Raw genomic sequence first — 13,282 nt, 5'->3', positions numbered from 1 at the left:
GTGTATTGCTATTTCAACTTATGGCACTGAACTGCCGATAAAATCTCGCTTGGTGCTAGCATGGATCGCGCCGCGCGGTATTGTTGCCGCCGCGGTGGGCTCTGTATTTGCGTTGAGTATGATGGAAGCCGGTGTCGCAGATGCTGAAAAAATAGTGCCGCTGATCTTTACCGTGATCATTATTACTGTGGTACTGCAAAGTTTAACTGCTATTCCTATTGCCAAGTTATTAGGGGTACGTCAACCTTCACCAAACACCATTTTACTCATCGGTGCAAACCATGTGGCTCGCGCAATCGCGCGTGGCCTGAAAGAGCAAAATATTCCCGTGTATTTATCAGATCCTGCTTGGGAAAACTGCCGTATGGCACGTATGGACGGCCTCGCTTGTTACTATGGTAACCCGCAATCTGAGCATGCCGAACGTTATTTACCACTGACCACAATTCGTAGTGTCATGGCACTGTCACCAAATCGCCATCATAACGCGTTAGGTGTGCAGTACTTTTCACATTTATTGAATGAGAAAAACGTATTTTCACTGCGTTCTTCAACCTCACATGCAAAAGCAAATAAAGACAGTGCAACGTTTTTATCTCGGCAAATACTATTCGGAGACAACGGCTCGTATGCTCGCCTAAGTAGCCTAATAGCCAAAGGCGGTAAGGTCAGTGCAACACGTATTTCAGAAGAGTTTAGCTGGGAAAAATATCAAGAAATGAATGGCGATGCGATCCCATTATTTATTCTCAATGGCGACAAAGATAGCGATGATGATTCACCGGTAAAACTGCGTCCATTTACCATAAATATGGAAAAACCACCGCAACAAGGTGAGCGTGTGGTTGCGATGCTGCCACCGAAAATGTCGGTATTAAAAGATCCAAATAATGGCAAAAGCAAAGAGCCGAAAGAAATAAAAGAGTAACCAAAAAGGGCTAGGTATGACACCTAGCCCTTTTAGTTTCAACTCGCCAACTTTACCCTTTATAACTCGCTAACTTTACCCTTTCTAACTCGCTAACTTTACCCTTTCTAACTCGCTAACTTTACCCTTTCTAACTCGCCAACTTTACCCTTTATAACTCACTAACTTTACCCTTTATAACTCGCTAACTAACTCACACCTACATCGGCAAACGCGCACGCGCCACTACGCTATCTGGCATTTTTTGTGCAAGTTGGGCGAGTGAGCGCTCGATTTCTTTATGGGTTGCTTTATCAGCCACCATGGCGTGAAATAGCCAACGATAAGCATCTTCATAATCACGAGGACTACCGAAACCTTGATTAAATAAATTTACTAAGCGTAGTTGCGCTTTTAAATTACCTTGTGATGAGGCTTCGCGTAGATAGGTTACAGCCAGTGCTTTATCTTTTTGCACTAAACGTCCGGTATCGTAGTAACGCCCGAGCTGCTCTAATGCCGCCGCTAAGCCTTGCTGAGCGGCTTGGCGCATATAATACACACCGAGTTCTACATTACGATCAACACACACCGCATACGCCAGCATATCGCCATATAAAAATTGATAAGAAGGCAGTGCCATTTTATTGGCTCGCGCTTCGATATCTTGCACTAACTGGCAATCATCTGCCTTTACACGGGCTAAATGGGTATTTTTATTGATCAGTGCTAACAGCTCTGTCTCAGTGTACAAAGGCACTGCTGCAAGCGGCTCCTCTGCTTTAGCGTAGCTTGCCAATAGCATAGAGAGCGGTACTAATGATAAACAAGTTAACAAACGCATTTAGGTCACTTTAATTAAAAACCATCTTGCTAAAGTTTATACAAAGATCGTTCCAGAATGAAATTTATCCGCGCTTATTTGTGATAAAGCTGAAAAACAGCCACAAAAAAAGCTGCACTAGGCAGCTTTTTTAGTGCTATTAGTGATTATGCAAACGGGTTGCGTAATACCATAGTTTCTACACGATCAGGACCGGTAGAAATAATATCAACAGGCACACCGGTGATTTCTTCAATACGCTTAATATAATCTAAAGCAGCTTGTGGTAACTGTTCAACAGAAGTAGCACCTACTGTGTTTTCAGACCAACCTGGCATTTCTTCATACACTGGGGTTACTTTCTCGTAACCTTCAGCGGCAAGTGGTGTTACGTTAGTAACAGTGCCATCTTCAAGTTGATAACCAATACAGATCTTAAGCGTTTCTAAACCATCTAAAACGTCTAGTTTAGTTAAGCAGAAACCAGAGATTGAGTTAATTTGCACTGCACGGCGCATTGCCACAGCATCTAACCAACCGGTACGACGCAGGCGACCAGTTGTAGCACCAAACTCATGGCCTACAGTACCTAAGTGCTTACCTACTGGGTCTTGTTTTTCAAGGCCATCGTAAAGCTCGGTAGGGAAAGGACCAGAACCAACACGGGTCGTGTAAGCTTTGATAATACCGAGTACATAATCAAGGTTTAATGGACCAAAACCAGCACCTGTCGCAACACCACCAGCAGTAGTGTTTGAAGAAGTTACATACGGGTAAGTACCGTGGTCGATATCAAGCAATGTCCCTTGTGCACCTTCAAACAAGATGTTGTCGCCAGCAAGACGAGTTTGATCAAGTAATTCAGTAACATCAACAACCATTGCTTTAAGGATATCGGCAACAGCCATAGCATCATCAAAGGTCTGTTGGAAATCAACCGCATCTACTTTGTAGTAGTTAACTAATGTGAAGTTATGATATTCCAATACTTCTTTAAGTTTTGCAGCGAATAGCTCAGGATTGAATAAATCACCAATACGTAAACCGCGACGAGCAACTTTATCTTCATACGCTGGACCAATACCACGACCCGTAGTACCAATCGCTTTATTACCGCGTGCTTTTTCACGGGCTACATCTAATGCGATGTGGAAAGGCAAAATTAGCGGACATGCTTCGCTTATTAATAAACGCTCACGTACTGGTACGCCACGTTCTTCTAGCATGCCAATCTCTTTCATTAGCGCTTCTGGTGAAACTACAACACCATTACCAATCACACACTTAACATTGTCACGTAATACACCCGATGGAATAAGGTGTAAAACCGTCTTTTCACCGCCGATAACTAAAGTATGACCTGCGTTGTGGCCACCTTGGTAACGAACTACTAAAGATGCTTTGTCTGTAAGGAGGTCAACTACCTTACCCTTACCTTCGTCACCCCATTGGGTGCCTAATACAACAACGTTTTTACCCATTGTAAATTCACTTAGAAAAAATTAGGACGAGATTTTACCAGAAAATAAGGGCAAAGATCACCCCGTTTAGGTTATTTTTTCTGCTTGATCATTTAACGACCATTACAATAAAAATTAACTGGTTGAATAACTTTAAGTTATTCACAATAATCTGTCTTACTAAAAGAAAAACCCTGCATACACAGGGTTTGGATTTGTGTTAGATGTAGGAAACGATTACTGTACAGCAGCACCTTTCATATATCTAAAGAAGTCACTGTCTGGTGATAACACCATTACGTCTTGCTTATCTTTAAAGGTCTTTTTATACGCCTCTAATGAACGTACAAAACCGAAAAATTCAGCATCTTTATTATAAGCATCAGCATAAATGGCTGCCGCTTGTGCATCGCCTTCACCGCGAACAGTACGCGCATTACGCTCAGCATCAGCCAGCATTACCGTGACACGACGGTCAATTTCAGCACGGATTGTTTCGGCTTTTTCTTGACCTTCAGAGCGGTGCTCTTTAGCAACAGCAGTTCGCTCTGCACGCATACGCTGGTAAATTGAGCTACTCACCTCTGATGGTAAATTGATTTGCTTAACACGCACATCAAGTACTTCAATACCAAGCTCTTGAGCACTTTCAGACGCTTGCACTAACGCTTCTTCCATTAGCTCACTACGCTCACCTGAGACAATCTCACGGATAGTACGCGAACCAAAGTTAGTACGTAGGCCATTGTTTACTTTTTGCTTAAGTAGTGCTTCAGCGTATTGCTTATCACCACGAGCACGTAAGTAAAACGCGCTAAAATCATTTACACGCCATTTAACGTATGAATCAACAATTAAGTCTTTTTTCTCGCTAGTAACAAAACGATCTGGCGTACCATCTAACGTTTGAATACGGGCATCAATACGACGTACTTGGCTAAAGAACGGCACTTTGAATTGTAAGCCTGGGCTGTACACAATGGCTTGATCATCGCTGTCTTTTTGTACTTTACTGAATAGCATTACAATTGCTTTTTGCCCTTCAGGTACTACAAATACTGACGAAAACGACAACACAACGGCCGCTAATAATAGAACTAAACTAAAGTTTTTCATTGCGCTTATCTCCCGTCGTTAAAGCGATCAGCGCCAAAGCGGTCTGAACCTGAGTTCACAGTGCTATTGCGCGATGTATTAACTTTATTGCGTAAGTCGTTAATATCACTTGAGCTAGGTAATGCAACACGGGTTGCTGTACCTTGCTTGTCCATGATTTTATCAAGTGGTAAATACATCATGTTATTACCGCCTTTAACATCGACTAACACTTTTGAGCTATTACCGAGCACTTCTTCCATCGCATCAATATATAAACGCTCACGGGTTACTTTTTTAGCCGCTTGATATTCAGGTAATAGCTTTTCAAAACGAGCCACTTCACCTTGCGCTTCTAAAATAATACGTTCACCGTAACCTTCCGCCTCTTGTGTCATACGAGTTACTTGACCACGAGCACGCGGTTCAATTTCACGGGCATAGGCTTCAGCTTCACGAATAAACCGTTGCTCATCTTCTTGCGCAGCAATGGCATCATCAAACGCATCTTTAACTTCAGCCGGAGGGCGTGAATCTTTAAAGTTAACGTCAGTAACGATTAAACCTAAATTGTACGGTTCAACGATTTTATTCAGTTCATCCCACGTATTTTGGCGCACAACCTCACGGCCGTTAGTTAATACTTGGTCCATTTTTGAATGGCCAACAACATAACGTAGTGCACTTTCTAATGCTTCTTCTAAGCTAGAGTCAGCATTAGTGACACTAAACTTGTACAAGAATGGGTCAATAACACGGTACTGCACTTGGAACTCAACGCTCACTACGTTTTCGTCTTCAGTCAGCATAAAACCAGACGTCGATAATGAACGAACTGCTTCAATATCAACTGGAATTACCGTTTCAATAAACGTCATTTTCCAACGCAAACCTGGATCTGCGATGCGGTCAAACTGACCAAAATGTAATACGATGCCGCGTTCAGCTTCTTTGACGGTATAAATACCGCTCAATGCCCATACAATTGCAGCAATAATTAGCACAAATGAAAGACCAGCTCCACCAAGTCCGCCGCCACTTTTGCCGGATTTATTACCGCCAAATAAGCCGCCAAACTTACCGCTGAACTTGCGAAACACCTCGTCTAAATCAGGTGGGCCTTGATCACGTCCGCCTTTTTTGTTCCACGGATCTTTGTCATTGCCATTATTACCCGGTTCATTCCAGGCCATAGCTATACTCCATTGTTATCTAAATAATTTAGGTAATTACGTTAAATCTAACAAAAATACCGCTGTTCTCATACTAAAAATGACATTGTGCGGTAGTTTTTTCGAATTACGAAATAAAAGCGTCGATTTCAGGACCAAACTCTTTTCTTAAACGGTTCCATTCTACCATAGGCAGTCGAGTAGCTAACAACCATTGACCCTGTTCATCAAAATCTTCTTGATGTACTGCATTTAAATTAAACAACGCGGCACGTAAACGGCCAAACTGTGGTGCTAATCTAAGCGTATGTACAAACATTTTCTTTGCTAACAACTCACTGATAGCCTGTGATAATAATTCGCACCCGGCACCACTGTGAGCCGACAGCCAAACTCGAATTGGCGTGCCTTCATCATCACGGTCAATACGCGGTTCAATATCTTCAAGGGCATCAATTTTGTTGTATACCAACAATTGCGGCACTTCATCCGCTTCAATTTCTTTAAGAACCGATTGTACTTGTTCTATATTCTCTTTGCGACGATGATCCGCGACATCCACCACATGAAGTTGTAAATCAGCTTCTCGAGTCTCTGTCAGGGTTGCTTTAAATGCGGCAACTAAATCATGGGGCAAGTGACGGATAAAGCCTACGGTATCCGCTAAAATAATCGCGCCAACATCTTCAATTTCAAGTTTACGTAAAGTCGGATCAAGGGTCGCAAATAACTGATCAGCCGCATAAACATTAGAGTTAGTGATGCGATTAAACAACGTCGATTTACCCGCATTAGTATAGCCTACCAACGACACCGTAGGAATTTCATTACGGTTACGAGCACGGCGACCTTGTTCACGTTGCACTGCCACCTTCTCTAAGCGGGCACGAATACTTTGAATACGCACTCGCAGCAAGCGTCTATCTGTTTCTAGCTGTGTTTCACCAGGCCCGCGTAGACCAATCCCGCCTTTTTGCCGCTCAAGGTGCGTCCACCCGCGGATCAAGCGAGTTGACATATGACGCAGTTGCGCAAGCTCAACCTGCAACTTACCCTCATGGGTACGTGCACGCTGCGCAAAAATATCAAGAATAAGCGTCGTTCTATCAAGCACTCGGCATTGGCAAACGCGCTCTAAATTGCGTTCTTGTGACGGTCTGAGTTGATGATTAAAAATGACGACATCTGCGTTGTGGATTTTGACAATCTCAGCGATCTCTTCAGCCTTTCCGGTACCGACGAATAGTTTCGGATGTGGTGCTTGACGGCTGCCTTGCACAACCGCCAAACTGCTAACACCAGCAGAAGATACCAACATTTCTAATTCATGAAGATCTTCACGATCCCCTTCTTTTGGAAAGTCGATATGAACTAAGACTGCCTGTTCGCCGGCTTCATAACGGTCAAACAAACATTATGCTCCTAATTTAAAAATTTCCAGCTTCTGGCTCTTCACCGTCTTCACTTCCTTGAATACCTTGGAAGTTAACAGCACGAGCAGGAACTACAGTAGAAATCGCATGTTTATACACCATTTGATTCACGGTGTTTTCGAGTAAAATAACAAATTGGTCAAATGACTGGATCTTACCTTGTAGTTTGATGCCATTAACCAAAAAGATTGATACTGGAATACGCTCACGACGTAGCGCATTCAAAAATGGGTCTTGTAACGATTGGCCTTTTGCCATGTTATTTTCCTTCGTTCTAGGTGTTATTATAATTAAGTGGCTGAACTTATTTAACAAAGCTAAAAAACATTCAACTACTACTAGCTTAGCGAACTTACAACACGTTGCAAGTTTTCTTCATCACCCGTTGTTAACCACGTTACATCGGGCCAACCTCTTAACCACGTCAATTGACGTTTAGCAAGCTGTCGTGTTGCTGCAATACCGCGAAACACCATTTCATCGTAATCAGTTTCGCCAGCAATGTAATCCCACATTTGTCTATAACCCACGCAACGAATAGAAGGTAAGTTTGGGTGTAAATCCTTACGTTGATATAGGGATGAAACTTCATTTTCAAACCCCTGCTCAAGCATTATTTTAAATCTTTGTGCTATACGTTCATGCAAATCGGCACGATCATCCGGTGCAATAGCAAATTGATGGAACGTATAAGGTAAACTTGGCTGCTTACTTTTTTGCAGCTCAGTCATCGTTTTACCCGTTAAGCGATAGACTTCTAACGCGCGATTGATACGTTGCGAGTCATTTTCGCTCATTTTTTCTGCCGCTTGCGGATCAATTACTGCAAGCTCTTGATAAAGTGCCGGCCAACCATACAACTGAGCTTGCTGCTCAAGCTCCGCCCTCACTATTGGGCATGCTTCTGGTAATGGCGATAAGCCATCGATTAATGCTTTAAAGTACATCATTGTACCACCAACTAATACAGGCACTTTACCTTGTTGGTGAAATTGGTCAATCTTTTCAATCGCATCACGACGAAAATCAGCAACAGAGTAACTTTCACTGGGATCAATTAGATCAATTAAGTGATGTGGCGCAAGCGCCAGTTCTGCTGCGTCCGGTTTTGCCGTACCTATGTTCATATCTTTGTACACTAAGGCTGAATCGACGCTGATTATTTCAGTTTTTAAATGCTGACATAAATCAATAGCTAATGCAGTTTTCCCTGCAGCAGTTGGGCCCATTAAAAAAATGACCGGTAAATTACTCAACTCAAAGACCTTAATCTAGTTGTGCTAAAAAATAACTTAAATCTATTTTAACCGCTTTTGCAGTTAAACGCTGAATTGTTTGCGGATTATTTTGCATCCGCGCGACATCCTCAGCAAATGCTTGGCTGGCATAAAAACGTGGCGGTATTTGCCCGCGCTGCCAGTGCAACCAATCTTCAACACTGTCAAGCTCAGCGTGTGTTGCTTTTAATAAGGCATCTATTGCTTGGCTCACATCAAGCAGATATAAACTCTGCGGCAGTTTTTTAACCATCACAAATTGCTTTTCAATCAGTAATTCAAAGCCCAATAAGGTAAACCACGATTGCTGCTGAGTTAAACGCACGCTATCTTCTTTACTAATATTGACGCGTACCGGTAACAGTAAAGCTTTACCTTCTAAGTTGCCTTGCTCAGTAATTCGTTCAAGCCAATCATCCACTAATAAATATTTAAAATGTGAGCAATACAATTGCTGTTGGTGACTAAACACACAACCGCCATCACTTTGCAGCAACAACGGCTGCCCTGTTTGACGCTGCTCAAACACCGCTAATTCGGCGGCAGTGGCAAGTGGCTGGTCAAAGTGGCTGGCATGTTGCTCATTAACACCTTGATAGAAGGCGCTGACATCATGATGATTGGCGCGACTAGCTTGATTTGCTTTGCCGCTTGAGCCTGAATACCCGCCGCTCCCTCGCGAGGCAGGCGACTGAGCAGCACTGTGGCTATGCTCAATTGGTTGCAGATTTGACTTCGGGTAATCAAACAACTCGCCAGCAGCCTTATTAGAGTGCTGTTGTGACGCTGTAGTGTTAGGGTATTCTGAAGCCGCGTGTTGTGAACTTGGCTGATGATCAACAACGGCAAACTCATCTTGCAGTGGTACTACGACCTGTTTAATGGCTTGCAAAATAAAGTCATGTACTAAGCGACCTTGATGAAAACGCACTTCGTGTTTCGCAGGATGCACGTTTACATCAACTTGGCGCGGATCAATGTCGATATAAATAACAAAGCCCGGTAGTTCTTCTTGGCCTGCTACTTCTTCAAACGCTTGGCGAATGGCATGTAAAATCAGCTTATCGCGCATCATGCGGTTATTTACATAGGTATATTGCGTGGTATTACTCGATCCGACCGGTAACACCCAGCCATGTAATTGCAAACCAGGCTCGCCTGACTCAATATACAATCCCTGCTCAGCAAAGGCTTTACCTGCAACCTGAGCGACTCGAGCAATAGCCTGTGCTGGGTCGGTTTTAGCACGATACTGGCGCACCACTTTATGGTTATGAGTGAGGGTGATCGACACATCAAAACGACTCAGCGCTATGCGCTTGATCAATTCATCAATATGGGTAAATTCAGTTTTTTCAGTACGTAAAAATTTGCGCCTAGCGGGGGTATTAAAAAATAAGTCTTTCACTTCAATGGTGGTGCCATCTGGGTGCGCTGTAGGTTTAACTTGCACCGCCATATCGCGGCCTTCTGCAAACGCTTGCCATGCGGCTTCTTGCTGCTGCGTTTTTGAGCTTAACGTTAAGCGTGATACCGAACTAATTGATGCGAGTGCTTCGCCGCGAAAGCCCAACGAACAAATATTCTCTAAATCATCGAGGGACTTTAATTTACTGGTAGCATGGCGAGAAAGCGCCAACGTGAGCTCATCTTTAGCAATGCCTGAGCCATTATCGCGAATGCGAATAAGCTTATGACCGCCGCGCTCAATATCAATTTGAATACGGGTAGCGCCAGCATCTAAGCTATTTTCGACTAACTCTTTAACCACTGAAGCTGGGCGTTCTACCACTTCACCGGCGGCTATTTGATTGGCTAACCGCGCGGGTAATATTTCAATACTCATATTTTTATAACCCGATTAAATACGTATGTTGCTACGAATTAGCTTTGCGGAATATCTAATTCTTGACCAATAAACAAGGTATTAGATTTTAATTGATTAACTTGTTTCAGCTGATTTACCGACACTCCGTAGCGACTGGCTAACAAACTTAGCGACTCCCCAGGGCGCACTTTATGCTTGGTCGGGTATTGCTCTTTTAATGATGCAAAGAGTGAATCATCCGGTGGATTTTTCAAATAATAACTTTTAATTGAGGTAAATATCGCTTTTGCTAAACGCTCTTGGTGATTGGCGTTTTTTAATAAACGCTCTTCGCGCGGATTAGAAATAAACCCAGTTTCGACCAAGATTGATGGAATATCGGGTGATTTCAATACCGCAAGGCTCGCCGCTTGCGGCTCTTTCTTATGTAATTTAGCGACCTTTTTAAGCTCTTGTACCATACCTTCAGCAACGCTAAAACCAGTTTTCATAGAATGATCCATGGACATATCCAGCAGCGCTTGCGCTAAATATTTTTCACTGGCAGTATCTTTAATAACCCCAGCGGCGCCACCGAGTAGCTCAGAGTGTTTTTCTTTATCTTCTATCCATTTACCGATTTCTGAATTTGCACGACGAAGTGATAATACCCAAACAGAAGCGCCATTGGGCTGCGGGCTGGTAAACGCATCAGCATGAATTGAAACCAAGAAATCAGCCTTTTTTTGTCTTGCTCGGCTCGTTCTGGTATTGAGTTTGACAAAATAATCGCCGCTGCGCACCATCCGCGAAATCATCCCGCGCTCGGCATCAATCATCCGTTCTAAGCGCTTGGCAATTTGTAGTGTGATATCTTTTTCATAAGTACCAGAGGGGCCAATTGAGCCGGGATCTTCACCGCCATGACCTGCATCAATGGCAATTACAATATCGCGTTGCTGATTAAGCTCACGCTTTTTAACCGCAGCATTGCTACTGGCAGCTGCTGGCTCAGCTTGATTTTTATCATATAAATCGACAACTAAACGGTTTTTATAAGGTCCGGTAGGTGCTAAGGCAAATATCACGGGTTTGACCGGCCCTGTGAGTTCAAATACAAACCTTACGCCTTTGCTATTTTTTGCTTTTGAGTAACGTAACTTACTGACAATCTGATGTTTATTTGGAATCGCAGGCAAATCTTTTATTTGCTCTGTATTTTCTAAATCAACCACTAAACGCAGTGGATTTTTCAGCATAAAATAACTGAAGTCGGGCTTATCCGTTAAGTCGAATACTACGCGAGTACTGTCTGGCGATGGCCAAACCCGTACACTGTTGATAGTATTTTGCGCATAGAGGCTAGCGCTGATTGCTAACAGCAAAAAACCGCACACCCACTTTATGACAGCTCGACTCATCGGTATCATTACACCCTTTATTTGTTGTTATTCAATATTATTTGAGTTTATTCACAATACTATCGCCACGCGGGCTAATACTTTTAATTTCAATTGCTCGTGCATCGCCGACATAACGTAAAGTAATGTCTAAATCGGGTGTGGGGATAAACTCGCCGCCTTTTTCAGGCCATTCCACCACACAAATTGCAGTCGGCGAAAAATAATCACGAATACCCATGTATTCTAATTCTTCAGGATCGCCTAAACGATATAAATCAAAATGATAAACATTGGCCGTTGCCAATTCATAAGGTTCCACCAGCGTATAAGTTGGACTCTTAACCTTACCTTGATGACCAAAGCCTTGGATCACACCACGGGTTAAAGTGGTTTTACCTGCTCCTAAATCACCATGTAAATAAATAACTGCACCTTGCTCCATTAATCCCGCAAGTTGGTTGCCCATTTTAACCGTTGCAGCTTCATCAGCGAGTTGAAAACCAACACTGTGCGTCATTCTTACCTCATGGATAGTATTAAAAACGATAACTTGTTAATCATACCAGATTATTTTGCTAAGGCGAGAATCGACACTTATAGACACAAAAAAACCGGCAAAGTTGCCGGTTTTTTTTTAATTTAGCTTTATAAGCCTAATTTTCTTTCAAGATAGTGGATATTAGTGCCACCATTTTGGAAGTTCTCATCCGCTAAGATGCGCTTATGCAGTGGAGTATTAGTTTTGATACCGTCAATCACAAGTTCATTCAATGCGTTACGTGCACGAGCAATTGCTACATCACGGTTTTCACCGTAAGTGATCAATTTCCCAATCATTGAATCGTAATGTGGTGGTACTGTGTAGTCAGCATAAATATGGCTGTCCCAACGAATACCTAAACCACCCGCTGGGTGGAAACGGGTAATTTTACCCGGTGACGGGATAAACGTTTCAGGGTCTTCAGCATTAATACGACACTCAATCGCATGACCACGAATAACTACATCGTCTTGCGTGAATGATAGCGGTTGACCCGCTGCAATTTTTAGCTGCTCTTTGATCAAATCAACACCAGTGACCATTTCTGTTACTGGGTGCTCAACCTGAATACGGGTGTTCATTTCAATGAAATAGAACTCACCATTTTCATATAAGAACTCAAACGTACCTGCACCACGATAACCGATTTCGATACATGCACGGGTACAACGCTCACCGATAAACTTACGCACTTCTGCAGTAATACCTGGTGCTGGCGCTTCTTCAACTACTTTTTGATGACGACGTTGCATAGAGCAATCGCGTTCACCTAAGTGAACGGCATTACCTTGGCCGTCAGCCAGTACTTGAACTTCGATATGGCGTGGATTTTCAAGGAATTTTTCCATGTAAACCATGCTATTACCAAAGAATTGTTTAGCTTCTTGTTGCGTTAATGCAATTGAATCAATTAATTCGGCTTCGCTACGAACCACACGCATACCGCGACCACCACCACCACCGGCAGCTTTGATGATCACCGGATATCCGATGCGCTTAGCGATTTGCATGTTGCGGTCTTTATCGTCTGATACCGGATCGTCTGAACCTGGTACGCATGGCACACCCGCTTTACGCATAGCTTCGATTGCAGATACTTTATCGCCCATTAGGCGGATCGTATCGCCGCGCGGACCAATAAACACAAAACCACTTTGTTCAACTTGATCAGCAAAATCAGCGTTTTCGGCAAGGAAACCATAACCTGGGTGAATAGCAACGGCATCAGTCACTTCAGCTGCCGCGATAATACGCGGAATGTCTAAGTAACTTTCAGTGGCAGCCGGTCTACCAATACATATTGTTTCATCTGCAAGCAATACATGCTTAAGATCGCGATTCAACGGCGGATCGCGATCTTAAGC

The 13,282-nt window shown here is 43.1% G+C and carries 11 protein-coding genes and 1 pseudogene; 1 reads left to right on the top strand and 11 read right to left on the bottom strand.

Going from position 1 to position 13,282, the window contains the following annotated elements; all coding sequences use genetic code 11:
• Positions 1-928: NAD-binding protein (locus ENH88_RS02840; protein ID WP_304179221.1), on the top strand; the 928-nt coding region annotated here is incomplete at its 5' end.
• Positions 929-1,127: 199 nt separating this feature from the next.
• Here ENH88_RS02840 and ENH88_RS02835 read toward each other — a convergent pair.
• The 11 genes and pseudogenes from ENH88_RS02835 to accC all read right to left on the bottom strand — a co-directional run.
• Entirely contained in the window at positions 1,128-1,751 is a 624-nt protein-coding gene (locus tag ENH88_RS02835) for a tetratricopeptide repeat protein (protein ID WP_304179218.1), read from the bottom strand.
• Positions 1,752-1,897: 146 nt separating this feature from the next.
• The gene (locus ENH88_RS02830) at positions 1,898-3,211 is read right to left on the bottom strand and encodes an adenylosuccinate synthase (RefSeq protein WP_304179217.1); all 1,314 of its coding nucleotides are present in this window, start codon (positions 3,209-3,211) and stop codon (positions 1,898-1,900) included.
• Between the two features lie 216 nt (positions 3,212-3,427).
• Complete coding sequence (hflC, locus tag ENH88_RS02825; protein WP_304179216.1) at positions 3,428-4,306, bottom strand: protease modulator HflC; 879 nt, start codon at positions 4,304-4,306, stop codon at positions 3,428-3,430.
• Between the two features lie 5 nt (positions 4,307-4,311).
• A complete protein-coding gene (gene hflK / locus ENH88_RS02820) occupies positions 4,312-5,478 on the bottom strand; it encodes an FtsH protease activity modulator HflK (protein WP_304179214.1) in 1,167 nt (388 codons plus the stop codon).
• A gap of 106 nt (positions 5,479-5,584) precedes the next feature.
• The gene (gene hflX / locus ENH88_RS02815) at positions 5,585-6,868 is read right to left on the bottom strand and encodes a ribosome rescue GTPase HflX (RefSeq protein WP_304179212.1); all 1,284 of its coding nucleotides are present in this window, start codon (positions 6,866-6,868) and stop codon (positions 5,585-5,587) included.
• A gap of 16 nt (positions 6,869-6,884) precedes the next feature.
• Entirely contained in the window at positions 6,885-7,148 is a 264-nt protein-coding gene (hfq, locus tag ENH88_RS02810; protein ID WP_064668197.1) for an RNA chaperone Hfq, read from the bottom strand.
• 80 nt (positions 7,149-7,228) lie between these two features.
• Positions 7,229-8,146 carry a tRNA (adenosine(37)-N6)-dimethylallyltransferase MiaA gene (miaA, locus tag ENH88_RS02805; RefSeq protein ID WP_304179207.1) on the bottom strand — a complete coding sequence of 306 codons (918 nt, stop codon included), beginning with the start codon at positions 8,144-8,146 and terminating at the stop codon, positions 7,229-7,231.
• Positions 8,147-8,156: 10 nt separating this feature from the next.
• Entirely contained in the window at positions 8,157-10,013 is a 1,857-nt protein-coding gene (mutL, locus tag ENH88_RS02800) for a DNA mismatch repair endonuclease MutL (RefSeq protein WP_304179206.1), read from the bottom strand.
• A 38-nt stretch (positions 10,014-10,051) separates the two neighbouring features.
• A complete protein-coding gene (locus ENH88_RS02795; RefSeq protein WP_304179205.1) occupies positions 10,052-11,395 on the bottom strand; it encodes an N-acetylmuramoyl-L-alanine amidase in 1,344 nt (447 codons plus the stop codon).
• Positions 11,396-11,432: 37 nt separating this feature from the next.
• Positions 11,433-11,894 carry a tRNA (adenosine(37)-N6)-threonylcarbamoyltransferase complex ATPase subunit type 1 TsaE gene (tsaE, locus tag ENH88_RS02790; RefSeq protein ID WP_304179203.1) on the bottom strand — a complete coding sequence of 154 codons (462 nt, stop codon included), beginning with the start codon at positions 11,892-11,894 and terminating at the stop codon, positions 11,433-11,435.
• A gap of 128 nt (positions 11,895-12,022) precedes the next feature.
• Positions 12,023-13,258 (bottom strand): annotated as a pseudogene (gene accC / locus ENH88_RS02785) (acetyl-CoA carboxylase biotin carboxylase subunit); the annotation flags it as partial.
• Positions 13,259-13,282 lie beyond the last annotated feature (24 nt).

Origin of the sequence: Pseudoalteromonas prydzensis (assembly GCF_011050055.1) — a bacterium.
In the GTDB taxonomy this organism is placed as follows: Bacteria; Pseudomonadota; Gammaproteobacteria; order Enterobacterales; family Alteromonadaceae; genus Pseudoalteromonas; species Pseudoalteromonas prydzensis_A.
Note: the sequence above shows the minus strand (reverse complement) of the source record. Positions and strands in the feature narration are given on the sequence as shown.

Coding starts and splice junctions, on each gene's coding strand:
- mutL (WP_304179206.1), bottom strand. CDS start 10,013: ATGAGTATTGAAATATTACCCGCGCGGTTAGCCAATCAAATAGCCGCC.
- hflC (WP_304179216.1), bottom strand. CDS start 4,306: ATGAAAAACTTTAGTTTAGTTCTATTATTAGCGGCCGTTGTGTTGTCG.
- tsaE (WP_304179203.1), bottom strand. CDS start 11,894: ATGACGCACAGTGTTGGTTTTCAACTCGCTGATGAAGCTGCAACGGTT.
- ENH88_RS02830 (WP_304179217.1), bottom strand. CDS start 3,211: ATGGGTAAAAACGTTGTTGTATTAGGCACCCAATGGGGTGACGAAGGT.
- ENH88_RS02795 (WP_304179205.1), bottom strand. CDS start 11,395: ATGAGTCGAGCTGTCATAAAGTGGGTGTGCGGTTTTTTGCTGTTAGCA.
- hflK (WP_304179214.1), bottom strand. CDS start 5,478: ATGGCCTGGAATGAACCGGGTAATAATGGCAATGACAAAGATCCGTGG.
- hfq (WP_064668197.1), bottom strand. CDS start 7,148: ATGGCAAAAGGCCAATCGTTACAAGACCCATTTTTGAATGCGCTACGT.
- ENH88_RS02835 (WP_304179218.1), bottom strand. CDS start 1,751: ATGCGTTTGTTAACTTGTTTATCATTAGTACCGCTCTCTATGCTATTG.